General features: G+C 70.8%; 21 protein-coding genes and 3 tRNA genes. 10 read left to right on the top strand and 14 right to left on the bottom strand.

Annotated features, from left to right (window positions below; translation table 11 throughout):
- Positions 1–6: 6 nt before the first annotated feature.
- Complete coding sequence (locus ACIPN7_RS19425; RefSeq protein ID WP_400545855.1) at positions 7–1266, bottom strand: carotenoid oxygenase family protein; 1260 nt, start codon at positions 1264–1266, stop codon at positions 7–9.
- Positions 1267–1476: 210 nt separating this feature from the next.
- Here ACIPN7_RS19425 and ACIPN7_RS19420 point away from each other — a divergent pair, with 210 nt between their 5' ends.
- Positions 1477–3072 (top strand): SLC13 family permease, encoded by a 1596-nt coding sequence (locus ACIPN7_RS19420; RefSeq protein ID WP_400545852.1) that lies wholly within the window; start codon positions 1477–1479, stop codon positions 3070–3072.
- Between the two features lie 19 nt (positions 3073–3091).
- On the opposite strand, the gene ACIPN7_RS19415 is transcribed toward ACIPN7_RS19420, so the two are convergent.
- Positions 3092–3382: a hypothetical protein gene (locus ACIPN7_RS19415; RefSeq protein WP_400545849.1), complete on the bottom strand. Its 291-nt coding sequence runs from the start codon at positions 3380–3382 to the stop codon at positions 3092–3094.
- 150 nt (positions 3383–3532) lie between these two features.
- The gene (locus ACIPN7_RS19410) at positions 3533–5593 is read right to left on the bottom strand and encodes a hypothetical protein (RefSeq protein WP_400545846.1); all 2061 of its coding nucleotides are present in this window, start codon (positions 5591–5593) and stop codon (positions 3533–3535) included.
- A gap of 235 nt (positions 5594–5828) precedes the next feature.
- Here ACIPN7_RS19410 and ACIPN7_RS19405 point away from each other — a divergent pair, with 235 nt between their 5' ends.
- Entirely contained in the window at positions 5829–6713 is an 885-nt protein-coding gene (locus ACIPN7_RS19405) for a hypothetical protein (RefSeq protein ID WP_400545843.1), read from the top strand.
- Between the two features lie 229 nt (positions 6714–6942).
- Here ACIPN7_RS19405 and ACIPN7_RS19400 read toward each other — a convergent pair whose 3' ends face one another.
- Entirely contained in the window at positions 6943–7446 is a 504-nt protein-coding gene (locus tag ACIPN7_RS19400) for an HAD domain-containing protein (RefSeq protein ID WP_400545840.1), read from the bottom strand.
- 266 nt (positions 7447–7712) lie between these two features.
- Here ACIPN7_RS19400 and ACIPN7_RS19395 point away from each other — a divergent pair, with 266 nt between their 5' ends.
- The 3 genes from ACIPN7_RS19395 to ACIPN7_RS19385 all read left to right on the top strand — a co-directional run bounded on the left by ACIPN7_RS19395 (position 7713) and on the right by ACIPN7_RS19385 (position 11558).
- Complete coding sequence (locus ACIPN7_RS19395; protein WP_400545837.1) at positions 7713–8660, top strand: HNH endonuclease; 948 nt, start codon at positions 7713–7715, stop codon at positions 8658–8660.
- Between the two features lie 324 nt (positions 8661–8984).
- A complete protein-coding gene (locus ACIPN7_RS19390) occupies positions 8985–9128 on the top strand; it encodes a hypothetical protein (RefSeq protein ID WP_400545834.1) in 144 nt (47 codons plus the stop codon).
- 195 nt (positions 9129–9323) lie between these two features.
- On the top strand, positions 9324–11558 hold the full coding sequence (locus ACIPN7_RS19385; RefSeq protein WP_400545831.1) for an alpha/beta hydrolase-fold protein: 2235 nt from the start codon (positions 9324–9326) through the stop codon (positions 11556–11558).
- A gap of 78 nt (positions 11559–11636) precedes the next feature.
- Here ACIPN7_RS19385 and ACIPN7_RS19380 read toward each other — a convergent pair whose 3' ends face one another.
- The 3 genes from ACIPN7_RS19380 to rnhA all read right to left on the bottom strand — a co-directional run bounded on the left by ACIPN7_RS19380 (position 11637) and on the right by rnhA (position 14850).
- On the bottom strand, positions 11637–12590 hold the full coding sequence (locus tag ACIPN7_RS19380) for a phosphotransferase family protein (RefSeq protein WP_400545828.1): 954 nt from the start codon (positions 12588–12590) through the stop codon (positions 11637–11639).
- 312 nt (positions 12591–12902) lie between these two features.
- Entirely contained in the window at positions 12903–14306 is a 1404-nt protein-coding gene (gene lpdA / locus ACIPN7_RS19375; RefSeq protein ID WP_400545825.1) for a dihydrolipoyl dehydrogenase, read from the bottom strand.
- Between the two features lie 88 nt (positions 14307–14394).
- Positions 14395–14850 (bottom strand): ribonuclease HI, encoded by a 456-nt coding sequence (gene rnhA, locus ACIPN7_RS19370; protein WP_377232260.1) that lies wholly within the window; start codon positions 14848–14850, stop codon positions 14395–14397.
- A 136-nt stretch (positions 14851–14986) separates the two neighbouring features.
- Here rnhA and ACIPN7_RS19365 point away from each other — a divergent pair, with 136 nt between their 5' ends.
- Both ACIPN7_RS19365 and ACIPN7_RS19360 read left to right on the top strand, forming a co-directional pair.
- Positions 14987–15871, top strand: coding sequence for an LLM class flavin-dependent oxidoreductase (locus ACIPN7_RS19365; protein ID WP_400545822.1), 885 nt, complete (start codon positions 14987–14989; stop codon positions 15869–15871).
- Positions 15872–15979: 108 nt separating this feature from the next.
- Complete coding sequence (locus tag ACIPN7_RS19360; RefSeq protein ID WP_400545819.1) at positions 15980–18088, top strand: acyltransferase family protein; 2109 nt, start codon at positions 15980–15982, stop codon at positions 18086–18088.
- Between the two features lie 45 nt (positions 18089–18133).
- Here the strand turns inward: ACIPN7_RS19360 and leuD are convergent, their stop codons facing one another.
- Entirely contained in the window at positions 18134–18769 is a 636-nt protein-coding gene (leuD, locus tag ACIPN7_RS19355) for a 3-isopropylmalate dehydratase small subunit (protein WP_377232467.1), read from the bottom strand.
- Positions 18770–18783: 14 nt separating this feature from the next.
- Positions 18784–20310: a 3-isopropylmalate dehydratase large subunit gene (gene leuC / locus ACIPN7_RS19350; RefSeq protein ID WP_400545816.1), complete on the bottom strand. Its 1527-nt coding sequence runs from the start codon at positions 20308–20310 to the stop codon at positions 18784–18786.
- Between the two features lie 92 nt (positions 20311–20402).
- On the opposite strand from leuC, the gene ACIPN7_RS19345 reads away from it, so the two are divergent.
- From ACIPN7_RS19345 to ACIPN7_RS19335, 3 genes are all read left to right on the top strand, one after another.
- Positions 20403–21122: an IclR family transcriptional regulator gene (locus ACIPN7_RS19345; protein WP_026365378.1), complete on the top strand. Its 720-nt coding sequence runs from the start codon at positions 20403–20405 to the stop codon at positions 21120–21122.
- Between the two features lie 229 nt (positions 21123–21351).
- Positions 21352–21522 (top strand): hypothetical protein, encoded by a 171-nt coding sequence (locus ACIPN7_RS19340; protein WP_020013705.1) that lies wholly within the window; start codon positions 21352–21354, stop codon positions 21520–21522.
- A 57-nt stretch (positions 21523–21579) separates the two neighbouring features.
- Positions 21580–22692 (top strand): PH domain-containing protein, encoded by a 1113-nt coding sequence (locus ACIPN7_RS19335; RefSeq protein ID WP_400545811.1) that lies wholly within the window; start codon positions 21580–21582, stop codon positions 22690–22692.
- A gap of 131 nt (positions 22693–22823) precedes the next feature.
- Here ACIPN7_RS19335 and ACIPN7_RS19330 read toward each other — a convergent pair.
- The 5 genes from ACIPN7_RS19330 to ACIPN7_RS19310 form a co-directional block, all read right to left on the bottom strand.
- Positions 22824–22896 (bottom strand) — tRNA-Glu (locus ACIPN7_RS19330).
- A 37-nt stretch (positions 22897–22933) separates the two neighbouring features.
- Positions 22934–23006 (bottom strand) — tRNA-Glu (locus tag ACIPN7_RS19325).
- Between the two features lie 89 nt (positions 23007–23095).
- Positions 23096–23167 (bottom strand) — tRNA-Gln (locus ACIPN7_RS19320).
- Between the two features lie 193 nt (positions 23168–23360).
- Complete coding sequence (locus ACIPN7_RS19315) at positions 23361–24149, bottom strand: HAD family hydrolase (protein WP_400545808.1); 789 nt, start codon at positions 24147–24149, stop codon at positions 23361–23363.
- Complete coding sequence (locus ACIPN7_RS19310; protein WP_400545805.1) at positions 24146–25381, bottom strand: lysostaphin resistance A-like protein; 1236 nt, start codon at positions 25379–25381, stop codon at positions 24146–24148. The genes ACIPN7_RS19315 and ACIPN7_RS19310 overlap by 4 nt, the downstream gene beginning before the upstream one ends.
- Positions 25382–25442: the final 61 nt, after the last annotated feature.

Raw genomic sequence — 25442 nt, 5'->3', positions numbered from 1 at the left:
CACGCCTCAGCGGTCCGGCAGCCAGTTGCCGTGCAGGCCGAGCGGCACCCGGACCGGCAGGTGGATCCGGGCGACCGGAGCGCCGGTGAAGTCCTGTGCCGCCAGGATCACCAGGTCGCTGGCGTTGCGTTCCGGGTTGTGGACGTAGGTGAGCAGATAGCCCTCGTCCTCGCCGTCGCCCGCCGCGGCGAACACCGCCTCGCCCACGGCCTCGTCGCGGCCGAACCGGTGCACCTCGGCCGTGCCTCGTTCGAGGTCGTGCTTGACGAGGGCGTTCGTGAAGGCGTCGTCCGCCGGTACGCCCTCCGCCTCGAACGGGACCCCGTAGAGCGCGGTCGCCGCCGAGTAGCCGTAGCGGTACGGGAGGGTGAGGCGGGACTCGTTGACGCGCGGGAAGTCCTGCGGCCGGTCGTCGACGCGCTGCTGACGGATCGAGTCCGGCCCGATCGTCCAGCGGTCGAGCATCGGGCGGATCGCACCGGGATCGTTCGGGGCGAACGGCCCTTCCGCGGTGACCACGTCGACCACCACCGAGTCGCCGTCGTCATAGGCGTTCAGCGTGTGGCTGACGTGGACGGGATCGATGTCCAGCCAGCGCACGTCACCCCCGGACCGGGGCATGACCCCGACGCGGGTCGGGTGGTCGGGCAGCCAGCGGCAGTCGTAGCCGTCGAAGCCGAGCGGCGTGTCCCAGAGCACCACGTGCTTCTCGGTGAGTGCGAAGTCGTGCATGAAGGGTGAGCGCGACATCTGGATCGTGGTGGTCCCGGTGACGGTCCCCCCGGCGTCGGTCACGATGTGCTGGACGACGTCCCTGCCCATCATGTACGACAGCGAGTGCAGCTCCCCCGTGAGCGGGTCGTGCTTCGAGTGCGCCCCGGCCGTGAAGCCCTCTGCGGTGCCACCGAGGGTGCAGGCTCCCACCGTGTTCAGCTCGTCGTCGAGCTCCGCGGGTGGGAGTCCGCCCTCGGCCAGGGCGAACGTGCGTTCCGCGTGCTCGATGACGTGCACCATGGGCGCGAAGCCCGACGTGCGGACGAAGCGGTTGCGGTACCACTCGGCCCTGCCGTCACGCAGCCGCACGCCGTGGACCATGCCCTGGCCCATCCCCCAGATGTGCACGCTCGGGTCCTCGACGCCCAGCGCGTTGGGTCCGTTGCGCAGGTAGCGGCCGTTCAGCTCGGCCGGGATCCGGCCCGTGACGGGCAGACCGTAGGCGGTGATCTCTTCGGTGACGGGCGCGAAGGGCCCTTCCAGATAGCGCATGCGAACACCGTATGGACGCAGGTCCGTGGCCTTGGCAGACAGTGGAGACCGGGGCCCTGTGCACTAGTGCAGAAGGATCGTGGTGAGACTCGGTCGGGCCGGGGGCAGGTCCGGATCACGACAAGCGCGGCGCCCGGGCCGCCCGCCGACCCGTCGGCCGGGTGCGACCATGGACCACGTGCGACGACACCCTCGACGGGCGAGACAGGCATGATCGATCCCCTGGTCGCGACCTTCGTGATCCTGTCGCTGGCGGTGCTCGGCTTCGCGACCAACCGGGTGCCGCTCGTGGTCGTGGCGCTGTTCGTCCCGGTGGCGCTGTGGGCGACCGGCGTGCTGCCCCTGGGTGAGGCGCTGTCCGGCTTCAGCGATCCGATCGTCCTGTTCATCGCCACGTTGTTCGTGCTCGGTGAGGCCCTGCAGACCACGGGGATCACCGCGTGGATCGGGACGCAGCTCGAGCGGTGCGCCTCGCTCGGGCGCGCCGCGCTGCTCGCGACGATGGTCGGCGGCACGGCGGTCCTCGCGGCGGTCATCAGCATCAACGGAGCCGTCGCGGCCCTCCTGCCCGTCGCCGTCGTCGCCGCGGCGCGGGCCGGCATCGTGCCGTCGAGGATGCTCATCCCCGTGGCGTTCGCCGCCAGCGCGGGGTCGATGCTGACGCTGACCGGGACCCCGGTGAACGTGATCGTCTCCGAGGTCGCCGCGGAAGCGGGCGGCCGGGAGTTCGGGTACTTCGAGTTCGCGCTGGTGGGCCTCCCGCTCGTCCTGGTCACGATGCTCCTCGTGGTGACCGTCGGCGAACGGCTCCTGCCGGAACGGGCGCCGGAACACCTGGTCGACGTCGCGGCAGACCCGCGCGAACGGGTGCGTTCGTGGCGGGAGAGCTACGCCGCGGAGCTCGACGCGGCACGCCTCTTCACGGGCGCGACGGGGGTCGTCGAGGTGCTCATCGCGCCGCGCTCGACCCTGATCGGGCGTCGTGTCAGCCCGGGCATGACCACGCGGGACGAGGACCTCGTGGTGGTCGCGCTCCGCCGTGGCAGCGACTCGTCGAGCGGTCCCGGCGGCTCGACCTCGTCAGGACCGCTGTCGTTGCAGGCCGGTGACTCCGTGCTGGTCCGCGGGCCGTGGGAGGCGCTCCACCGGTACACCCGCTCCCCGGACGTCATCGCCGTCGAGGCGTCACAGAGCCTGCAACGGAGCGTGCCGCTCGGGGCCGGCTGGAAACGCTGTCTCGGGGTGCTGGTCGCGACGATCGGGCTCCTGGCGACCGGCGCCGTGCCCCCGGTGATCGTCGGGCTGCTGGCGGCCGGAGCGCTCGTGCTGCTGCGAGTGGTCACCGTTCCCCAGGGGCTCCGCGCGATCTCCTGGGACACGGTCATCCTCATCGCCGCGCTCATCCCGTTGTCGGCGGCCTTCGTGTCCTCGGGCGCGGCCGAGGCGATCGCCGACGTCGTGATGCGCCTCACCGGCAGCGGCTCCCCGCACCTCGCGCTCCTGGTGCTGTGCGCACTCACGCTCGTGCTCGGCCAGTTCATCTCGAACGTCGCGACCGTGCTCGTCATGGCGCCGGTCGCGGTGTCGTTCGCCCAGACGCTCGACGTGAGCGTGCAGCCGTTCATGATGGCCCTCGCCGTGGTCGGGGCCGCCGCGTTCCTCACCCCGATCGCGACGCCGGCCAACCTCATGGTGCTGCAGCCCGGGGGCTACCGGTTCGGGGACTACTGGCGGCTCGGCCTGCCGCTGGCCCTCGTGTTCCTCGCGGCGGCGGTGTGGTACGTGCCGGTGATCTGGCCGTTCTGAGACGATGGGCCGGCGCGCCCTACTGCAACCGGCCTTCGCCCTCCGGCGAGTACCGCCAGGCCCACTTCTGGTCGTCGGACTCCGCCAGCGGCAGGTGCAGCGTGCGCAGGGCCGGCGAGTGGACGTTGCCCATCGTGCCGCCGTAGCAGTGCCGGCCGCCGTCCACCGGGTCACCGAACGCCGTCCAGTAGTGCCACCCCGACGCCGCCCGCTCCAGGGTCACCGGCTCGCGGCAGAACACGCAGAACTTCTTCGTGCCCACCTCGGGCATCGGGGCGTAGAGGCCCGACAGCGGCTTTCTGGCGTCCATGAGCAGTCATCATCCACGAACCTCGACGGTGAGAGCACATCACCATCGCACTGCTCGACGGCCGTTATCGAACCGGGACAGTGCGGCGGTCCCGTGAAACGGCGCAGGCCGGCCCGCATCGACGGGCCGGCCTGCACTCCGTCGCCGGGATCAGCCGGTGGCCACCAGCGGCGGGTCCTTCCGAGCCGGAGGGTCGTCCGGAGTCGGCGTAGGCGTCGGGGTCGGGGTCGGCTCCGGCTCGATCGGCTCCTGCGCCGTGCCACCACCGACCAACGCGTCCTCGTCCCCGTAGCCCACGATGTCGACGCGGGAAGCCTGGACGGCCCGGGGCAGCTCCGGGTGGTCGCGGCGGAACTCCTCCGTCGGCGTCTGCTTCCTGGGCGACTTGTCCAGCTCGACGCCACCGTAGATCGGATAGGTCCAGGTGTACGGCTCGCCGTCGACGATCTCCTCCCGGGTGACCTCGAACTGGACCCGGGTCCAGTCGTTCTCCATCATGTCGTCCCAGACGTCCTTGGTCTTCCAGCCGGTTCCCTCCGGCCACAGGGAGACGTCGCCCGAGTCGATGATCGCGTCGTACGGTCCGGGGTTCGCCTCGTTGCGCTGCTTCACCCACGCCGCGGCGACCCGGGCCCGGTAGACGCTGCGCAGGTCCGCGTACTTCGGGTCGGTGTTGATCAGCCGCTCGACCACGGGGGCGAGGTGCTCCTGCGCCATCCGGAAGTTGTGGTCCATGATCTCGTCGCTCGCGGTGCACGGCTCCTGGCCGTCGGGGTAGTTGGTGAACTCCATCCGCTCCTTGCCCACGCTCATCGGGGCATCCAGGATGTACAGGCGGTCACCCTCCTGGCGGACCTTGGCCGGGGCGGCGTAGATCCACTGGCGGGTGGAGGGCCAGCACACGCTGCCGTCGGGGTTGGTCCGCAACGAGTCCCAGTACGCTGCACCGACCTCGGTCTCCGGGTTGGTGAGCCGCGTGAAGTCACGCTTCATCTCCAGGTCGGCCTCCAGGAGCACGCGGGCGGCCTTGGTGTCCGCGAACAGCGGGTCCGTGACCTGGTCGGGGTGGTCCGGGTTGAGGTTGACCCAGAACACCTGGTCGGGCAGGGCGAGCCACGTGTAGAACGCGTCCGAGCTCAGGTCCAGGGTCTCCTCGCCGCCGAAGGACGGGTTCGCGGCCTCGTCGGGGTTGTCGTCCGCCTGGAACGAGTAGCCGACGTCGCCCGTGCCGGGGTCGACCTCCAGGTAGCTGAGCTCGAGCGTCGACCAGTCGATCCCGCCCGGCCGCCGGAACCCCCAGTCGCGCGCGCCGAGCTCACGTTGGAGGTTCTGGTACCGCCGCGCCTCGGCCGGGTTCCTGCCGGTCTGCTTGGCCAGGTCCTGCACCTTGCTGTTCTGGCCCTTCGAGCTCGGGTCCATCGGGCCGGGCGCGCAGCGGGCGGCGAGCGTCTGGACCTTGCCGGTGGCGCACCCGCCGCCGGGGAGGGTCGGCTGGATGTTGGTGACCCTGGGCTTGGCCTTGATCCTGGCGGAGTCCGCCCCGGCGTTCTTGAGCGCCTCCCGGGTGGCCTTGTCCGGCTCCTGACCGTGGACGTACGTCGTGCGGGACAGTGTCTTGTTGTCGACGAGGGCCTTGTACTTCGCCAGCTGGTCCGGGGTGTGCCCCGAACCCGCCTTCACCTCGAAGCCGTGCAGCGTGCGCCTGTGGACGATGTCGACGCGCACCTGGTTGCCCTTCGGCCCGAGCGTCTTCTCGCACAGCCAGTCGTCGCCCGTCAGCCCGAGCTTCTCGACCACGAGCTTGTGCAGGGCGTGGCCCCGCGCGTTGTTGTCGTGCACCGTGACGTAGCTGTTGCGCCACCCGTCGAAGGCCCCGTTGATCTCCGCCTTCGTCTTGAGCTCCGGGTGCTTGTCGAGCCAGGCGTTCCACCGCGCGAACAGGTGCTTCTCGGTGCCGACGCTCTTTCCCCGGTACTTCGTGCCGAACTCCGTACGCACCTTCGCGGGATCGTCGCTCGGCAGCGCGGCGTTCCGGACCGGCTCGGCCGGGTTCACGTAGTCCAGGGCCAGCTCCCCGAGCGCTGCGATCTCCGCCGGGTCTGGCATCGTCGTCCGCGGCGGGCCCGTGGGCTTGGGCAGGTTGAACAGGTCACGACACAGTTTTCCCGTGAGCGGCGCCGCAGAGGCGGACTCCGCCTGCGGGACCGTCACCAGGGAAAAGGTCAGTGCGAGAGCCAGGAGGATCGTCGGTAGCCGTTTCCGAGCATCGGTCGCCATAGACACGATGACTCCTTCCAGGACGATGGGCCGTCCGGCCATCGAGCCGGACGTCGCGCGGCGACACCAACATGACACCGTTTCTCCGCAAAGGCGACCAAAGTCGACACGAGACGGCGCGGCCGAGCTTCTGTGGCGGCGGCGGCGCCCACCCGCCTACCGTGGCGGCATGCAGACAGCGCCCGACGACGGCCTCGCCCACTGGCTCGACCACATCGGCCCGATGCTCGACGGACTGCAGGACCTCGTCGCCGGCTCCGGCACGACGCTCGACCACTCCGCTGCCTCGCTGCACGACCTCGAACGCCTCCTGCTCACCGAGACGCTGGACGCTGCGCCCCGTGAAGGTCTCGTCGAGGCACTCGGCGGGTACCTCGGGGAGTCGCTGCTGACCGTCGGCGGCGGGGCTTGGGCGTGGGACGAGGTCTCCGACCTGCCCGTCGCCGTCCTCGACGCCGGCGGGACGGTCGAGCCGATGCCTCTCGTCCTCGACGCCGTCACCCACCGCACCGGCACCGTCTGGGCGACCGAGCACGAACGCGTCATGGCGGAGGCGGCCCGGCGCCGTGCCACCGACGACGGCTGGGAACCTCGCCGCTCCGACCTGCCCGCGCTGCCGACCCGCGCGGAGGACGACCGGCCCGACCCCTGGCTCACTCGCTGGATCACGACGCGCCGGGAACAGTTCGACGCATGGGCCGCGGACACCGGGCGGGCCCAGGAGCTCGACTTCAGCCCGGCGTCACTGGTTCCGCTCGCGCAGGTGATCCGGTTGCGGATCCCGTCCGCGGAGGCCCTGGACGCCCAGATCGAGGACGACCTCGTGCAGGGCGCGATCTGGTACCTGGGCGAGGTCGCACGGATCCACCGCGACGCTCGCTGGCGCTACACACCCGACCCGGACGGCACGAGCGAGAACCCCTCGGTGGGCAGGCCGTGGGTCGCGCAGGACGACGACGGCGGAGGGTCCGCGATCCCAGCGCTGGAGCTCTGGGTCGCGGTCGAGGCTGACACCGACGACGTTCTCCTGGAACGGTTCACGGAGTTCGACTGACCGCGGACGCGGTTCTTTCTGGTGGCGATGGGCACGTTCTCGCTGTGCCAGCGTGGTCGGCACCGACACCGACCGGTCCCATGGAGCTGAGCCCGTCGCCCACCTGTGCACGCCGCGTCTGACCACGTCTGGTCCAGCCGCACCCGACACCTCGCGCAGGTTCGGCGAACCACGAAGATCCGCGGAGCCGTCGGGACATTCGATCCGGTCGGCGGCGTAGCGCGACCCGTCACGACTCCCGCCCGAGCAGCCATGTCGCGATCTCAGCGACGCCGTCTGCAGTCAGCCCGACAGACGACTCGACCTGGAACAGCAGCGCAGGCCCAGGATGCTCCACCTCGACGAACCAGCGGTCCATCTCCGTGATGACGTCGTCGACCCACACGAACGGCCTGCCCGCCGCGACCCGCACCAAGGCGCGCGTCTTCCACCCCAGACTGTTCGGGCCGTGCTCGCCATAGGGCGGCAGGTCCGCGACCGGAAGCACCGGAAGCCCGACCCGCGGCGCGATCACCTCGTTCGCGTCCCCCATCCACGCCGTCGCCCACACCGCATCGCAGCCCAGGCTCAGCAGCAGCGGACCGAGGGCCGGATCGATGAGGTCGAGCTCCGGGCGCGGCGCGTTGGGGTCCTCCGGCTTACCGTCGCGAGGCTGAGGCAGCATCCCTGGTCCGCCGAACGGCAACAGGGTCCCGTCGACGTCGAGGAACAGCAGCGGGCGGGCAACAGTCACGCCCGCACGATAGCGGCCTGCGCACGCGGTGGGCACCCGGCGCGCGTCTGCCTTCCAGACCGTGGGAGGCGCACGATGCGCAAGGACACTTACAGCCCAGGAGGATGGGTGTGCGCCCCCTGACCAGGGCGTACGCGCCGCACACCAGCAGGTGCAGCAGTCCCGGGTGACTCCCCGATCCCGAACCCACCTGACGGTCACGACGAGTCAGCTCGTGCAAAGCTGTGCGCATGGACGCTCCTGGCCCCCGGCGCGCTTGGTTGCTGATGACCACCGACGGCGGGTCGGTCTACGACGACCAGCTCGGCATCGAGTACCTGTACGACAGCAAGGTCCAGAACCACAAGCGCCTGCGGGTGGGCGACCCGATCGCGCTGTGGGACGGTGAAAGACTCCTCGGGATCTCGGTGATCGAGCAGATCGAGGAAGCTCCCGGCACCAAGACAATGCAGCGGTGCCCTAGATGCGGAAAGACTCGCCCGAATCCGCCGTCGAAGGCCAAGCCACGGTTCCGGTGCTCGAACACCACATGCAGGTCGGAGTTCGACACGCCGCACCTTGAGAAGGTCGACGTGACGATGTACGCCGCCCGCTACGACGCCGCGTGGACGGCGCTGGACGGCCTCCTCGACGAGGGCGAGATCCGGCCGTTCATCCTCAAGAGCGGCAGCTTCAACTCCGTCCGGGAGATCGAGTGGCCCGCCTTTCAACAGGCGCTGGCGAACAAGAACGCCCACCGGGCACTCGACCGATTGCTCGCGCGCGTGCCAGACCTGTCGTGGCCGACGACGACCGACCCGCACATCGAACTCGTCCACGGCTTCGAGCACTCGATCGTTCGTGTCCGCCGAGGACAGCGGAAGTTCAGGGAACACATCCTCGCCAGCCAGGGAAGCAACTGCGCCTTTACCGGCGCCGCGCCCCCGCGCGTTCTTGAAGCAGGACACCTGTACAGCTACGCCCAGCTCGGGGAGCACTTCGAGCACGGTGGGTTGATGCTACGCAGGGACATCCATCGGCTCTTCGACGACGGCCTGCTCTCGGTAGACCCCACGAGCCTCCGGATCGACGTCGCTTCCGACCTGGCCGAATACCCCCAGTACGCCGGACTCCACGACCAACCCCTCACGACCCAACTCCGAACCGACCAGGTCAAGTGGCTCGACAATCACTGGCGCGAACACCGCGAACTGTCCCTGCTCGATCGCTCCTGACCTCATCATCGCCACTGCGAGAGACCTGGGCGCTCGTCGGCAGATCCGCTGTGCCCGGCGAGCATCCTTGACCGAGCTTTCGCCGTTAGCGTCATGTCGTCGGGCTGAGCGCGACTCCGCTGACCACGCTTGAGGACCACCGGAGCTTCGTCACGCTCGCCCCGGAGGAGTTCGGCGCCTGGCACGAGGGTGTCAACGGTGCGGACCGCAGGCCTTCACCAGGCAGGCCCCGGGCGCTTCTAGTGACGAGCAGGTCTTGTCGCGGGTCTTATTTAACGTTAAAGTCCAGCCGACCGGATCGCACTCGTGCAAGGGAGCACGCAGATGGCTCGAAGGTTCCGCACCGCCGTTCGGAGCGCCGGCAAGCTGACCGACGAGGCGGCGGCAAGCCTCGTCGAGGCGGCGGCAAGCCTCGTCGAGGCGGCGGACCAGATCACCTTCAACGTCGGCTGCTGGCACAACGGATAGGCAATCTGGGTTGCCGGCAGAACTTGTGCCAGCAACCCAAGTCCCCCGAGTCGGCCGCGGCAGAACATCGTCCCGGAGCCGATACCAACGTGACAGAGGTACCCACACGGTCGCCTGTCATGCGCGAGGCACGGCGTCGCGCCGGTCCTCGTGTTCCACGAAATCGATGTCTGAACGAGAGGCAAATCAATGGCGATGAGATCTCAGGCAAGGCCCGGCCGCCCGATCCGACGAGGACAACAGACGCTCGCGGGTGCGGCCGCGACCGCGGTGGTGGCGGGGGCGTTGCTCGCCGCGCCGTCCGCCGCCGCGCAAGCGGTCAGCGCTGACCCGTGGGTGAGCGAGGTGCCGAACAACCCGATCTCGGACGTCTACCGCTTCACGGTGCCCCGCGCCGCGGTGACCGAGGCGACCGGCATCGGGGACGGCCCCGTCGCGGTGCAGGGGAACTTCGGCCCGGGCAAGGCGTGGACCGACCTCAACATGGGGGCCAGCGGGTCGAACCTGACCGCCACGCTCGGACCCCTCGAGCCCGGCCTGTACTACTACCAGTACGCCGCGCGCCCCGCTGCGAACCAGGACGCGGTCGCGTTCCGCAACCCCGACGCGCCCCAGGAGGTGACGTCGAAGCCCACCTACAGCACCATGTTCGTTCCCGGGCCGGGTGCGGAGTGGCTCGACGACGTGGCCGGCGGTGGCGAGCTCGAGACGCTCGGGTACGGCAAGGGACCCAACCGCGAGAAGGAAGCGCTCGTGTGGACGCCCCCGGGCTACGACGCGGATCGCGCGGAGCAGTACCCGGTGCTGTACCTGCTGCAGGACGAGGGGCAGAGCTACCGCGAGTGGGTGGAGCTGGGCCGGCTCGGCCAGATCATGGACAACCTCACGCTCGACGGCGACGCCGAGCCGATGGTGGTCGTCATGGGCGACGCCGACACACCGGGACCCGCCGGTGTGACGAAGGAGCTGCTGCCCGCCGTCGAGCGTGCGTTCAACGTCTCCGACAGGGGATCGGGTCGCGCGATCGCCGGGATCGGCCGTGGTGGCGACCTGGCCCTGAGCGCCGTGGTCGCCAAGCCCCGGGACTTCGCCAACGTGGGCTCCTTCTCGGGCGGTTACGACAACGCGATCTCGCGGGGCAAGGCCAAGCAGATCAACGACTCGACCGACGTCGTCCGCCTGTACGCGGGCAACGTCACCGACCCTGCGTACAACGACACGGTCGCGCTGGCCGACAGGCTGACGAAGTCGGGCGTGCAGCTCCAGTCGGACGGGTCGGACCCGGAGACGGGCGGCACCTGGGACACGTGGCGGAAGAACCTGCACGACTTCGCCGGGCGGATCTTCCAGGAGGTCGACGACGAAGGCCCGAGCGAGGGTCACCTGCCGTTCGTGAAGCACGAGCTGCCGGCGGCGGGCACGACCCCGACGCCGTGGATCGACGAGAACAGCGTCGTCACCTTCGAGCTCGGCCCCGAGTTCGCCGAGGCGAACAACATCACCGTCTGGGGCAACTTCGGTCCCGCCGGAAGCTGGCCGCGCACCCACATGGTCCAGCAGGCCGACGGTTCGTGGCGGCTCTCGCTGGCCCTCGAAGGTGGCTCCTACTACTACAAGTTCGTGGTCGACGGCGTCGACCACAAGGACGCAGGCAACCCCACGAAGGTGTCGTCGGAGCCGACGTGGAGCACCTTCACCGCCGAGGGCGACACGATCCGTGGTCAGTACACCGCGCAGGTTCCGGCCGACGCGCGCGGCGAGGTCAGCGTCATGAGCTACACGAGCACCGCAGGCGGCGGCGAGCAGCGCTCGGCGTACGTGTGGACGCCCCCGGACTATGACGCTGAGCGTGCCGACGAGTACCCGGTCTTCTACCTGCAGCACGGTGGCGGGCAGACGTGGACCGACTGGGTCGAGGTGGGGTACGTCCAGCGCATCCTCGACAACCACTACCTGCGCGGCAACATCGTGCCGATGGTGGTCGTCATGGCCAACGGAAACGGCGTGGACTTCCCCACGGAGATCACGACGCGCATCGTGCCTGCCGCCGAGGAACAGTTCAACATCAGCTCCCAGGGTGACCAGCGCGCTCTGGCGGGCCTCTCGATGGGCTCGGGCCACACGCTCAGCACGCTCTGGGCACACCCGGGCGAGTTCGGCTACATCGGCGCCATGTCGGCGTTCGGTGCGCCGCCGGCCACCGCCGACGTCGAGGCCATCAACGAGGGTACGAAGCTGCTGCGCGTCTACTCGGGTGACGTGCAGGACTTCACCTACGGTGCGACGTTGCAGCTGATCGCCGGCATGGAGAGCCGCGGGGTGAACCACGAGTTCGCACCCATCGTCCCGGGTCCGCACAGCTGGGACGTGTGGCAGAAGTCGCTCATCGACTTCCTCCCCCGGCTGTTCACGGAGGGCGCCGACGCATAACGGCGCGGGTCGCCAAGCATGGTGCGGTCGGCGGGTCCACCCGTCGGCCGCACCGCGCGAATGAACCGGCTGAGAGCCTCAGGCCAACGTATCCATCAGGGCAACGACATAGGCGTCGAGCCGCTCCTCCACGAGTCGCGCGGTCAGGTCTCCCCTGCCGCCCTCCCGCCATGTACGCGCGAGCAACCCCACCTCTTCCGAGGCCGCCAGCGCATCCCGCACCATCCAGTACAACCGGACGCTCGCGTCCGCGGCGAGCACCCCGCCGGCCTCCTCGTACGCCTTGGCGAACCGCGGTCCCCACTCCGGACCGTGCAGCAGCGCCAGGTTGGCGCAGCAGTGCGCCACGTCCAGATCCGTCGGCCCCCAGGAGGCGCCCGCCCAGTCGACGACGCCGGCGATCCGTACCCCCGCCGGCCCGGAGGGCGGCCCGTCGAACAACACGTTGCCCGGCTGGAAGTCCCGGTGCAGGAACCGCCCCTCATAGCCCGGCACAGGCCCGCGGATCACGTCGATCGCCGCCGCCCATCCCGCCGCGTCGGCACCCCAGGGAATCACGACCGTGTCGGCGGTCGTCAGCGTCACGTACTCCCGTGGCCGTTCGGCGGGCTCCAGCTCGTGGATCGCCACGAGCTGACGGGCCAGCAGCGAAACGCGCGCCGCAAGTCCGTCGTCGTCGAGGACCGTCCTGCCCGCCAGGTGCGTCATGAGGAGCGACGGGTACTCGCACTGCGCTGCCGTCGGGTCGGCCGCCACCAGCTCGGGCGCCGGCACACCCGTGCCCGGCAACAGCGTCAGGGCACCCGCCTCCCTGTCCAGCCACTCCTCGGCCTGCTCGACACCGACGAAGGTCCGCAGCACCAGGTCTCGGGTGTCCCCGTCCAGCGTTCGAATGGTCAGCCGCCGCATCTCGGCGGTGATGCCGCCGCGCAGCGCCTCCGCCGTGACGACTCGTTCGCCGGCCTCCAGATGCCGGCTCACCCAGGCCAGGGTCAGCGGTCGGACGGCCGTCGTGTCGTCGTGGTCGGTCACCGTGCCACCCCAGCATCGGGACCGCCGCCCCCGCAATGCTTTTCGGCGGTCCTGCCAGCGCTTCGAGGGCAGCTTGCGCAGCCTGTCCTATGCCTCTCGCTTCTGCGGCCGTACCGTCGCCGTCGGGCCCATCGTCGGTTCCTCCTGGTCGTGTCGGCGTGCCCCCTGCATGCCCCTTCGGGGGCAATTCGGGGCTCCTCACGTCCATAGGTGTCCACGACACCCCAGGACGCAAAGAGGCCCGGATCCGCGGAATTCCGCGGATCCGGGCCTCTGACCAGGTTCGACTCCCGAGAAACCGGGAGACCGGTCTCAGAAATTGATCATGTGCCCGGCGATGCCGTGGATCGACTCCTGCAGCGCCTCCGACAGCGTCGGGTGGGTGTGCACGTTGCGCGCCATCTCGTCGGCCGTGAGGTCCCACTTCTGCGCGAGCGTGAGCTCCGGCAGCAGCTCCGAGACGTCCGGGCCGATCATGTGGGCGCCGAGGATCTCGTTGTACTTGGCGTCGGCGACCAGCTTCACGAAGCCGGTCGGGTCGCCCAGGCCGTGCGCCTTGCCGTTGGCCATGAACGGGAACGAGGCGACCTTCACGTCGTAGCCCTCGTCCTTGGCCTGCTGCTCGGTGAGGCCGAACGACGCGATCTGCGGCGAGCAGAACGTCGCGCGCGGCATCATGCGGTAGTCGCCCAGGGTCTGGGTCTCGGCCCCGGCGATGGTCTCGGCGGCGACGACGCCCTGCGCCTCGGCCACGTGCGCCAGCATGAGCTTCGCGGTGACGTCACCGATCGCGTAGATGTGCGGCACGTTGGTGCGCATGTAGTCGTCGATGCCGATCGCGCCGCGGTCGGTGAGCTGCACGCCGGCGCTCTCCAGGCCGATGCCCTTGACGTTCGGCGCGAAGCCGACGGCCATGAGCACCTTGTCGACCACGAGCTCGCCCGGCTTGTCGTCCTTGACGCCCTTGAAGGAGACGGTGACGGACGAGCCCTCGTCCTTCACGGTCTGCACGGCCGTCGAGGTCAGGACCTTGATCCCGAGCTTCTTGTACTGCTTGGCGATCTCCTTGGAGACGTCCGCGTCCTCGTTCGGCAGCGCACGGTCGAGGAACTCGATGATCGTGACGTCCACGCCGTAGTTCTTCAGGACGTAGGCGAACTCCATGCCGATCGCGCCGGCACCGACGATGGCGATCGACTTGGGCAGGTCGCGCGTGAGGATCTGCTTCTCGTAGGTGACCACGTTCTCGGACAGCTCGACGCCGGGCAGCAGGCGCACCTCGGAGCCGGTCGCGATGATCGCGTTGTCAAAGGTCACGGTCTCGGTGCCGCCCTTGTTGAGGGCCACCTCGATGGTGTTCGCGTCGCGGAACGTGCCGCGGCCGTCGAGCTCGGTGATCTTGTTCTTCTTCATCAGGAAGTGGACGCCCTTGACGCGGCCGTCCGCGACCGTGCGTGAACGGTCCCAGGCCTTCCCGAAGTCGAACGCGACGTCTCCGGACATGCCGAAGAAGTCCTGCTGGTGAGTGAAGATGTGGGCCAGCTCGGCGTTGCGGAGCAGAGCCTTGGAGGGGATGCAGCCCACGTTGAGGCAGACACCACCCCAGTACTTCTCCTCGATGATCGCAACGGACTTGCCGAGCTGGGCAGCGCGGATGGCGGCGACGTAGCCGCCGGGGCCCGCACCGAGGAGTACGACGTCGTAGTGGGAAGCCATGACTCAAGGGTATTGGTGCGCGCGAATCGTGGTGACGTGACTTCTGTCTCGTTGGCCGGACGTGGCGCCCGACGTGCCCGGTCGTGCGTCAGCGCACGCTGTCGACGCCCTTGTTCGCCAGCGCGTCGGCGCGCTCGTTGCCCGGGTCTCCGGCGTGACCCTTGACCCAGACCCAGCTCACCTCGTGCTTGGCGACCTCCGCGTCGAGCGCCTGCCAGAGGTCCACGTTCTTGACGGGCTGCTTGCTCGCCGTCCGCCAGCCGTTGCGCTTCCAGCCGTGGATCCACGTCTTCATGCCGTTCATCACGTACTGCGAGTCGACGTGCAGCGTGACGACGGTGGGGCCCTTGAGCGCCTTGAGCGCCTCGACCACGGCGGTGAGCTCCATCCGGTTGTTCGTGGTGACCGGGTCCCCGCCGAACAGCTCCTTCTCGTGCGTGCCGGAACGCAGCAGCGCACCCCATCCGCCCAGGCCCGGGTTGCCCTTGCAGGCTCCGTCGGTCCAGATCTCCGCGGTCGGCCGCGTCGCGCTCGTGCTGGTCACGGGGCTCACCCTAACCGGCGGCGCGGACGGCGCACGCCGTCGCCGCCACCGTCCCGCAGCGGGCGCCGGGCCGAGTGTCAGTGGTCCGGCATAGCGTGTGAGTCGGCCCCGGTACGACGACGCATCAGGAGGACAGATGAAGTTCGGATTCATCAGCAGCTTCGGCACCATCGGCCAGCACGTGGATCTCGCGCGCGAGATCGAGGAGCACGGCTGGGACGGCTTCTTCACCTGGGACGCCATCAACCTCAGCGGCGAGTGGGCCATGCCGGTCTACGACCCGTTCGCCGTCCTGGCGGCCGCGGCGGCCGTGACCGAACGCATCACGCTCGGCGCGATGGTGTTCGCCGTGCCCCGGCACCGGCCGTGGGAGCTCGCGCAGCGGGCGCTCACCGTGGATCGGCTCTCCGGCGGACGCCTGGTGCTGCCCGTCGGCGTCGGCGTGACCGACGACCGGGGCTTCACGTCCGTCCCGGGCCAGGCCACGGAGCTGAAGGACCGCGCGGCCCTGCTCGACGAGACCCTGGCGTGGCTGGAGAAGTCGTGGTCGGGCGAGGAGTTCGAGGTCTCCGGCGAGCAGATCACCACGGGACCGTTCCGCTTCCCCGAGCCCCCGGTGAACGGCCGCATCCCGGTGTGGCCGGTCGGCGTCTGGGACGCCGAGCGACCGCCCACCAAGAACCTGCGACGCGCCCTGCGCTGGGACGGGATCGTCCCGCAGCTGCGCGGCACTGCGGACGACCTGACGACCGACGACATCGCCGGTCTGGTCGAGTGGCTCACGGCGAACCGGCCCGAGCCGACGAGCCCGGACGGCACGGACGGCGGCACAGGCACCGACCGCCCGTTCGACGTCGTCCTGCAGGGCAAGCTGTCCGGCGACCCCGCCCAGGCGGCCGAGCAGGCCCGCGCCATGGCCGACGCCGGGGTCACGTGGTGGATCGAGTCCTGGTGGGACCCCGCGAAGGACTCTGCGGAGTCGCTCCTGGAGAAGGTGCGCCAGGGACCGCCGACCGTATAGCAGGTAGCATCTCCGTCCGCGCGCTTTTCACCCGCTGTTTCACCCTGGTATTCACAATCCAGGTCGTGATCCGGGGTGGGGAGGCATCCCACGCGGACGGAGAGATGAGTGACGGACCACCGCCGAACCGCCCTGCGGGCAGACATCCAGGCCCTGCGGGCGGTAGCCGTCCTGGCGGTCGTCCTGTTCCACCTGTGGCCCAACCGGCTCACGGGCGGGTACGTGGGCGTCGACGTGTTCTTCGTGATCTCGGGCTTCCTGATCACCTCGCACATCGTGCGGGACGTCGACGCGGGCCGGTTCTCGGTGACCGAGTTCTGGTCCCGCCGCATCCTGCGGCTCCTGCCCGCCTCGCTGCTCGTGCTCGCGGTGACCGCCGCGGGAGTCCGGGCGCTCGCACCGGTGCAGCACTGGGAGCAGTGGTTCCGCGAGATCGCGGCGTCCGGCCTGCACGCGGAGAACTGGGTGCTGGCCGCCGACGCCGTGGACTACCTGGCCGCCGAGAACATGGCCTCGCCGGTCCAGCACTACTGGTCGCTCTCCGCCGAGGAGCAGTTCTACCTGGTCTGGCCGCTGCTCATCGCGCTCTGCCTGCTCGTCGGACGCCGACTCCGTCGCACCGCCCACACCGGCTCCGGGTCCCAGGGCCTGGACCGGGCGGGCCGGCGGGCGTCCTGGCGCCCCGTGGTGGCCGGGGCGCTCGTCGTGGTGGTGGTCGCCTCGCTGGTGACCTCGGTGGTCTGGACCGGCGCCGACCAGGCCTACGCGTACTTCATCACCCCGACCCGGGCCTGGGAGTTCGGCGCGGGTGCGCTGCTCGCCTTCGTGCCGGCCCGCACCGGCCGCTGGTCGAGCGCGGCATCCTGGGTCGGTCTGGCCCTGATAGGGGTCTCCGCCGTCCTGTTCACCGGGGCGACGCCGTTCCCCGGCGTGTGGGCGGCCGTGCCCGTGCTCGGCACCGTCCTGGTGATCTGGGCGCAGGCCTCCGACCGGTTCACCAGCCGGCTCGCCGGCCTTCCCCCCGTGCAGTTCCTGGGCGACGTGTCCTACGCCGTCTACCTGTGGCACTGGCCCCTGGTCGTCCTGGTCCCCTACGCCACGGGGCACGACCTGCGCACCCTCGACAAGGTGGCGATCCTGGCGGTCACGCTCCTGCTGGCGTGGGGGACCCGGCTGTGGATCGAGAAGCCGGTGCTCGCCCACCGGCACCGGTTCCGGCCGCGGGTCACCTTCGTCACCGCCGCGGTCGTGGGTGCCGTCGTCGTGGGCGCCGCGCTGCTCGGGGTGCATGCCGCACGGGAGCACGTGCGCACCGAGCTCGCGGCCGCCGAACAGGCCACCACCGCCGAGTGCTTCGGCGCCGCCGCGCGCCCGCCTCACGGCGAGCCCTGCACCAATCCCGACCTGGTGGGCACGGCCGTCCCCGCGCCCGAGGTGGCCGGCGACGACATGCCGGCGCCCTTCTCGGAGGGCTCGGACAAGTGCCCCGGGACCAGCCGGGAGGACGTGGATCCCGTCGCGTGCGAGCGCGGCGACCGTGGGAGCGACGTCCGGATCGCGCTCGTCGGCGACTCGCACGCCGCGCACTACTCGAGCGCCTTCGTGGAGGCCGCCGAGGCCAACGGCTGGGCGCTGGACATCTACATCAAGGCAGGCTGCCCCTTCTCCGACGTCATGCGGGTCCAGGACGAGGTGCTGACCGCGGCGTGCGTCGAGTGGGTCGACCGCGCCCAGCAGGTGCTCGTCGACGGCGGCTACGACCTGGTCGTCACGTCGCAGCTGAGCGGCGTCGACTGGGTGCCGCCCGCCGGCACGACGCCGGAGGCCTTCGCCGAGGACGGGCTGGTCTCGCTGTGGGGCGGGCTCGCCGACCAGGGGCTGCCCGTGGTGGCCGTCGCCGACGTGCCCAAGCCCGACCCGACGGTGATCGACTGCCTGACGGCCCCCGACGTCGACCTCACCACGGACTGCCGCACCCCGCGGGCTGACGCGACGGGCCCGTTCGACCCGCAGCGGAGCGCCGTGGAGCGGCTCGGCCGGAGCGACGTCACACTCCTCGACCTCACCGACGTGTACTGCGACGCCCGCGAGTGCTTCCCGGTGATCGGCGGCGTCACGGTCTACCGCGACGACAACCACCTCTCGGACACCTTCGCCGGCACCCTGGCGCCTTACGTCGCGAACGCGCTCGCGCCCCTGCTGCGGTCAGGAGACTGACCGCGGCAGGGGCGCGAGCGAGACGTCAGGTACGGACGCCGGACGTCAGACCGGGCGGGCCGCCTCGATCTCGACCGACGGCAGGTGCCGGGCCGGCAGCGTCTTCGGGCGCCACGACGCCCGGGTCTGCTCGAACGCCGTGATCTTGTCGGCCTCCTGCAGGGTGAGCCCGATGTCGTCGAGCCCCTCCATGAGCCGCCACCGCGTGTAGTCGTCGATCTGGAACGGCACCGTGACGTCGTCGGCCGTGGCGGTCTTGGCCGCCAGGTCGACGGTCACCTCGGTGCCCGGCTTGGTCTCCAGGATCTTCCACAGGATCTCGATGTCCTCGGGCGAGACGATGCCCGCGACCAGGCCCTGCTTGCCCGAGTTGCCGCGGAAGATGTCGGCGAACCGAGAGGACAGCACGACCCGGAAGCCGTAGTCCTTCAGCGCCCAGACGGCGTGCTCGCGCGACGAGCCGGTACCGAAGTCCGGGCCGGCCACGAGCACGGACCCCGCGGAGTACGCCTCCTGGTTCAGCACGAACGACGGGTCGCCCCGCCACGCCGCGAACAGCGCGTCCTCGAACCCGGTGCGCGTGACCCGCTTGAGGTACACGGCGGGGATGATCTGGTCGGTGTCGACGTTGCTGCGCCGCAGCGGCACGCCGACGCCGGTGTGGGTGGTGAACTTCTCCATGGTCAGTGGTCCTCTCAGCGCAGCGCGGGCTGGATCGCTACGGGAACGGGCAGGTCGACGACGGACTCGCCCAGCGGGGAGGCGCCCACGCCGTCGAGCGGCGTGCCGTCGAACGTGGTGATGTCGATGTCGTACGACAGGTCCAGGTCGCCCACGCTGGAGAGCGTGCCCCGGATCGCCGTCGCGGCGGCCACCAGCGGCGACACCAGGTGGGTGCGCCCACCCTTGCCCTGCCGCCCCTCGAAGTTGCGGTTCGACGTCGAGGCTGACCGCTCCCCCGGCGCGAGCTGGTCCGGGTTCATGCCCAGACACATCGAGCACCCGGCGTTGCGCCACTCGGCGCCGAACTCCTTGAAGATCACGTCGAGGCCCTCGGCCTCCGCCTGCAGACGCACACGCGCCGACGACGGGACCACCAGGACGCGGACGGACTCGGCCTTGCTCCGGCCCTTGACGACCTTCGCGACGGACCGCAGGTCCTCGATGCGGCCGTTGGTGCACGAGCCGATGAACACCGTGTCGACGCTCACGTCGCGCAGCGGCGTGCCGGCCTGGAGGCCCATGTACTCCAGGGCCCGCTCGGCCGCGAGGCGCTCGTCCTCGTCGGCGATGTCCGCCGGGACGGGCACGGACGCCGACAGCGGCAGGCCCTGGCCCGGGTTGGTGCCCCAGGTGACGAACGGCTCCAGGTCGGCCGCCTCGAGCACGACCTCGGCGTCGAACTGCGCGTCGTCGTCGGACCGCAGGGTCCGCCAGTACTCGACGGCGGCGTCCCAGTCCTCGCCCTCGGGCGCGTGCGGGCGGCCCTTGAGGTACTCGAACGTGGTCTCGTCCGGCGCGATCATGCCGGCGCGCGCGCCCGCCTCGATCGACATGTTGCAGACGGTCATGCGGGCTTCCATCGACAGCGACCGGATGGCCTCGCCGCGGTACTCGAGCACGTAGCCCTGGCCACCGCCGGTGCCGATCTTGGCGATGATCGCCAGGATGATGTCCTTGGACGTCGCGCCGGCGGGCAGCGCGCCGTTGACCGTGATCGCCATGGTCTTGAACGGCGCGAGCGGCAGCGTCTGGGTGGCGAGCACGTGCTCCACCTCGGACGTGCCGATGCCGAACGCGAGCGCGCCGAACGCGCCGTGCGTCGAGGTGTGCGAGTCGCCGCACACGACGGTGAGGCCGGGCATGGTCAGCCCCAGCTGCGGTCCCACCTGGTGGACGATGCCCTGGTCCGCGTCGCCGAGGCTGTGCAGCCGGACGCCGAACTCCTTGGCGTTGGCGCGCAGCGTCTCGATCTGCGTGCGGCTCGTCGCGTCGGCGATCGGCCGGTCGATGTCGAGCGTGGGGGTGTTGTGGTCCTCGGTCGCGATCGTGAGGTCGGGTCGCCGCACCTGCCGTCCGGCAAGGCGCAGACCCTCGAACGCCTGCGGGCTCGTGACCTCGTGGACCAGGTGCAGGTCGATGTAGAGAAGATCAGGCGAGCCGTCCTCGCCTCGACGCACGAGGTGCGCTTCCCAGACCTTCTCCGCCAGCGTGCCGGCCATTGCGGTTCGCCTCCCTGTCAAAACTACCTCTGTCAGAAACAACTTTGGGCCTCGACTTGCAATCTCACGTTCCGAGACGGCAATATCGCGGTATGGACGATACTAGCGGAGTCGGCGTCTTGGACAAGGCGGCGTCCGTCCTCGGGGCACTCGAGGCCGGCCCGGCCACCCTGGCGCAGCTCGTCTCCTCCACCGGCCTGGCTCGCCCGACGGCGCACCGCCTGGCGGTGGCTCTGGAGCATCACCGCCTGGTGGCACGGGACATGCAGGGACGGTTCGTGCTGGGCCCGCGCCTCAACGAGCTGGCCACGGCCGCCGGTGAGGACCGCCTGCTGGCGGCAGCGAACCCGGTGCTCATCGCGCTGCGCGACCACACGGGCGAGAGCGCGCAGCTCTACCGCCGGCAGGGTGACCACCGCGTGTGCGTCGCCGCCGCCGAGCGCCCGGTCGGCCTGCGCGACTCGATCCCCGTGGGCGCCACGCTCAGCATGAGCGCGGGCTCCGCGGCGCACGTCCTGCTCGCCTGGGAGGAGCCGGACCGCCTGCACCGCGGCCTGCGCGACGCCACCTTCACGGCCACGATCCTCTCCGGTGTCCGACGCCGGGGGTGGGCGCAGTCGGTCTCAGAACGTGAGCTCGGTGTGGCGTCGGTCTCGGCGCCCGTGCGCGGCCCCTCGGGCCGTGTCGTGGCGGCCGTCAGCGTGTCCGGGCCCGTGGAGCGGCTCTCGCGGCAGCCCGGCCGGCTGCACTCGGCCGCCGTCGTCGCCGCGGCGAACAAGCTCACCGAGGTGCTGCACCGGTCCGGCGAGTGACGCGCGGGCGCCGTCTGCCGGACGGCGCCCGCCGCACACCCCGACGGGCTTCCGCGGCCGCAGCTGGTGCGCACGAGGTGTGCGGTCGATGTGAGCGGTCGGTGAGCGTTGGTCCGCCACGCCGGGCGTGGTGATTCCCCAGGTCCGGGTGGTGTCAGTAGTCTCGTCCGCGACGTGTGCACACCCGGTGCGCGCGCACCAACGTCGGAGGAATCTGATGCCGCCAAAGGTGAGACTCATCATCATCTGGGTCGTGGTGATCTTCCTGCTCTACTCGGTCATCAACGACCCCGAGCGATCCGCCGACGTCGTGCTCGCCCTCTGGGACGTCATCTGGGGTGCCATCGCGAACATCGGCACCTTCTTCGAGGAGCTCTTCACCGGGTCGATCGGCCGCTGACGACGTAGGGTCGGCGGCGGCAGAGGACCATTCCGAACGCACCCCGGGGAGACCCGAATGAGCGCAGCAGCGGACTTCGTGATCCGTCATCGCGCCCTGCAGCGGTACATCCTCGCGGACGAGAAGGTGGTCATCGCCACACGGCGGCACTGGGCCAGGCTCTGGGAGCCGATCCTCACGACGACCGGTGCATTCGTCCTGGGGCTGGCGATCCTCGTCGCGGTGGACCCGGACGTCCGCGACGGGCTCGCCTGGGTGTGGCTGCCGTTCCTGGTGCTCGGCCTGCGGCTGCTCTACAAGTGGCTGGACTGGCGGGCCGAGTGGTTCGTGATGACCGACCGCCGGCTGATCCTGCTCACCGGGCTCCTGGTGCACCGCGTGGCGATGATGCCGTCCGAGAAGGTGACCGACCTCGGGTACGAGCGCACCCCGCTGGGCCAGGTGCTGGGCTTCGGCACCTTCGTCTTCGAGACCGCGGGCCAGGACCAGGCGTTCGACCGCGTCACGTGGATCCCGCGCCCCGACTCGCGGTACCGCCTCATCATCGCGACGCTCTTCCACCCGGACGCCGCCGACGCCGAGGCCGCCGCCCAGACCGGCCCCGACTTCCGCCCGCAGGCGGTACCGCCGGTCGAGACGCCCCCGCCCGCCGCACCGCCCGCGCTCATGCCGCGGATCGGCCGGCGCAGCAACCCGCCGACGCAGCGCATCGACGTCCCGGCGCTGCGGGACCTGGCGAGCCCGGGCGGTGGGACCTCGGGTGCTGGTTCCGACGGCGTCGCGCCGAGTGGTGTCCGGTCGAACAGCGGGGCGGCCGGGAGCCCGCTCCCCGGTGGTGCGGGCTCCGGCAGCGTGGGCTCCGGCAGCTCGGGCTCCGGCAGCCAGGACTCCGGCAGCTCGGGCTCCGGCAGCCAGGACTCCGGCAGCGTGGTGCACGACGGCGCGGGCGCCGCCGGCCCGGGCAGCGGCGGGTCCGCGCGCACCGGGAGGCCGCCGGCGAACGGCACAGCCGCGGTGGCGGCGGCGTCGGGCAGCGGGAGGCTGCCGGGCCGGACCAGCGACGGCAAGGGCGGCGACCACGTGCCCGGCGGGCCGACCTCCGCGACCGACGGTTCGGACGCCCTGCCCAGCCCGTTCATCGAGGGCGGCAAGGACCCGAAGATCCGCTGACGCGGCCGGCCGGCCGGCCGGCGAACGTAGGCTTCGTCGGCCCAAGACGGCCCGGAGAGCGACGAACCCTACGTTCGACGCCTCTTCCCCCATGCAAAAGGCCCGGTCCTCGTGGACCGGGCCTTTATCTGTACCCCCAGCGGGATTTGAACCCGCGTTACCGCCGTGAGAGGGCGGCGTCCTAGGCCGCTAGACGATGGGGGCCTTGAACTCGTCCGCCGACCGAAGCCGATGGACTGCGTACCCCCAGCGGGATTTGAACCCGCGTTACCGCCGTGAGAGGGCGGCGTCCTAGGCCGCTAGACGATGGGGGCCTTGAACTACCGGTATGAACCGGCACCGTGAGAACGGTAGCGCACCCTACGACTGACCTGCGTCAGCGTGGGATGCGCAGTGCTCTGCGCTGGGGTACCAGGACTCGAACCTAGACTAAGTGGACCAGAACCACTCGTGCTGCCAATTACACCATACCCCATGGGGGTATGACCGCCTGGATACACCTGTCTCCGACAGGTATTCCGTGGGGGCCCTACCGCTGGAGAACATTACCTGACCTCGGACGGTGGGCAAAACGGAATGAGGGTGCCGTCCGTCACCCGGGTCAGATCGGGGCGGCCGAGAGCGTTCTCGGCGCCGTTCTCGGCACCGTTCTCGGCTACGTCCGGGCGTCAGCCGAGGCCGGTCCCGTAGCCCAGTGCGGCCGGGAGCTCCGCGAGCGTCTCGAGCACCACGACGCCCGCCGCGCGCAAGGCCTCCGGGTCCTGCGGGTCGCCCTGCAGCCCCGCGCCGGGCCCCGCGTGGCCGCCGTAGTCCGGACCCCGGCGGTGGCCCGCCCGGTCCAGCCAGACGCCCGTGAGGCCCGCCTCGTGGGCCGCCAGCGCGTCCACCGTGGGCTCGTCGCCCACGTAGGCGGCCCGGGACGGCTCGATGCCCAGCTTGCGGGCGCCCTCCGCGAACACGCGGGGGTCCGGCTTGCCGAAGCCCAGGGTGTCGACCCCGACGAGCACGGGCAGGTCGCCCAGCCCGGCGACCTTCAGCTTGCGTTCCTGGAGCTCCGTGGCGGCGTTCGTCACCACACCCACGCGGAGGCCCGCCGCCACAGCGGCGTCGAGGGCGGCGCGGGCGTCGTCGTGCGCGGTCCACGACCGCTCGAACGTGCCCCAGAACAGCGCGTCCCACGCCTCGAAGGACGTCTCCGTGACCGGCGCGGCGCCGAACGTCTCGTGCAGCAGCGCCGCCCGGTGCCGGCGCTGCGTCACGTGGTCCATCTCGCCCCGCGTGTACCGGCTGTAGAAGCCGCCCGGGTCGGTACGCCAGTGCGACAGGATCTCCGGGTCGCGCTCGGCCGGGACGTGCGGCAGGTGCTCCGCCCGCACCGCCTCGAGCGCCCGCGCGAAGGCGCCCTTGGTGTCGACGAGGGTGTCGTCGACGTCGAACAGGATTCCCGCGATCGTCATACCGTCTCTCCCTTGACCCGTTCGTACTCGACCAGCCCCGTCACCGGACTCACCACCGGCACCGGATCCGTCACCACCAGCGTCGGCCTGCGGCGCCGTGCCCACCAGAGCAGGACCACGGTCGTGACGAGCGTGACACCGATGCTCACCGCCCCCTCGGACGGCGCCACCTCGGTGATCAGCAGCGAGTCCTGGAGCCCGTCGTAGGCGATCGCGAGGCCGAACGCCACCAGGTTGTTCGCCGCGTGCAGCGCGACGGCGACCTCCAGCCCACCGGTGCGCCACACCAGCAGGCTCGCGACCAGGCCGAACACCAGCCGGTCGGCGAACAGCCACGGGCTCTGCGCGCCGTGCGCCAGCGCGAACAGCAGCGCCGAGACCACGGCGGGCAGGAGCACGGCGACCCACCGACGGCGCAGCATGCTGCCGATCCACTGCGTCAGCCAGCCGCGGAAGAAGTACTCCTCGCCGGCCGCCTGCAGCGGGGTGGTCAGCAGGATCACGAGCGCGAGCGTCAGCCAGCCGGACGCCGGGGTGAGCGGCCACAGGCCCGCCTCGTCGGCACCCGGTCCGGCGCCGGCGTCGGGCGCGCCGCCGAGCTGGGCCAGCAGGACGCTCGTGCCGATCGTGAGCGGCACCAGGAGCAGCAGCGACATCCCGAGCCCGCCGAGCAGCAGGCGCCAGCGCACCCGCCCCAGCACGGAGGAGACCAGGCCGCCGCGCCGGGCCTGCGCCCAGGTCGCGAGGAGCGCGAGCGGGATGCCGAGCGCGAGGCCGAGGTTCGTCACGAGCAGGCCGGCCGGCGACACGAACCAGGCGTCGGTGACGGTGCTCGGGTCGGGAAGCTGGGTGCCCAGCGCCTGCGCGACCACCCACACGAGGGCGTACAGCAGCATCGCCCCGAAGATCACGACCACGCCGACGGCGACCGCGGCCAGCCCGAGCAGAGGGCGCCACCAGCGGTGCCGCGGGCCCCGGAGGGCCTGCGGGTACTCCCGCGGCCCGGACGGCAGCACCTGCGGCGCCGCCGGGGCCCAGGTCCACGACGGCGCTGCTCCAGCCGGCACCGCCCCAGCCGGAGCCGCCGCCGGCGGGCGCACCGCCGGGGACGACGGCGCCGCAGCCCCCGGCAACGAGGACTGCGGCGTCGGCTGTGGTGCGGTCGGGCTCGGGGGCGCTGCGGGCTGATCGGTCGTGGGCGGCACGGCGTCAGGAGTCATGGCGTCGGTCACGTCTGCCACGTTAGTCCAGAACGCCCCGGTCGAGGCGCCGAGGGCCCCGTCGTGCGGGGCC

The sequence above is a fragment of the Promicromonospora sp. NPDC090134 genome (assembly GCF_044746965.1).
In the GTDB taxonomy this organism is placed as follows: domain Bacteria; phylum Actinomycetota; class Actinomycetes; order Actinomycetales; family Cellulomonadaceae; genus Promicromonospora.
The sequence above is the reverse complement of the archived record's forward strand: the minus strand, read 5'-3'. Positions and strand labels throughout refer to the sequence as shown.

Bases quoted from the DNA above. Each gene is read 5' to 3' on its own strand.
- ACIPN7_RS19425 (WP_400545855.1), bottom strand. From the start codon at position 1,266: ATGCGCTATCTGGAAGGGCCCTTCGCGCCCGTCACCGAAGAGATCACC.
- ACIPN7_RS19420 (WP_400545852.1), top strand. From the start codon at position 1,477: ATGATCGATCCCCTGGTCGCGACCTTCGTGATCCTGTCGCTGGCGGTG.
- ACIPN7_RS19415 (WP_400545849.1), bottom strand. From the start codon at position 3,382: ATGGACGCCAGAAAGCCGCTGTCGGGCCTCTACGCCCCGATGCCCGAG.
- ACIPN7_RS19405 (WP_400545843.1), top strand. From the start codon at position 5,829: ATGCAGACAGCGCCCGACGACGGCCTCGCCCACTGGCTCGACCACATC.
- ACIPN7_RS19395 (WP_400545837.1), top strand. From the start codon at position 7,713: ATGACCACCGACGGCGGGTCGGTCTACGACGACCAGCTCGGCATCGAG.
- ACIPN7_RS19390 (WP_400545834.1), top strand. From the start codon at position 8,985: ATGGCTCGAAGGTTCCGCACCGCCGTTCGGAGCGCCGGCAAGCTGACC.
- ACIPN7_RS19385 (WP_400545831.1), top strand. From the start codon at position 9,324: ATGAGATCTCAGGCAAGGCCCGGCCGCCCGATCCGACGAGGACAACAG.
- lpdA (WP_400545825.1), bottom strand. From the start codon at position 14,306: ATGGCTTCCCACTACGACGTCGTACTCCTCGGTGCGGGCCCCGGCGGC.
- ACIPN7_RS19365 (WP_400545822.1), top strand. From the start codon at position 14,987: ATGAAGTTCGGATTCATCAGCAGCTTCGGCACCATCGGCCAGCACGTG.
- leuD (WP_377232467.1), bottom strand. From the start codon at position 18,769: ATGGAGAAGTTCACCACCCACACCGGCGTCGGCGTGCCGCTGCGGCGC.
- leuC (WP_400545816.1), bottom strand. From the start codon at position 20,310: ATGGCCGGCACGCTGGCGGAGAAGGTCTGGGAAGCGCACCTCGTGCGT.
- ACIPN7_RS19345 (WP_026365378.1), top strand. From the start codon at position 20,403: ATGGACGATACTAGCGGAGTCGGCGTCTTGGACAAGGCGGCGTCCGTC.
- ACIPN7_RS19335 (WP_400545811.1), top strand. From the start codon at position 21,580: ATGAGCGCAGCAGCGGACTTCGTGATCCGTCATCGCGCCCTGCAGCGG.
- ACIPN7_RS19315 (WP_400545808.1), bottom strand. From the start codon at position 24,149: ATGACGATCGCGGGAATCCTGTTCGACGTCGACGACACCCTCGTCGAC.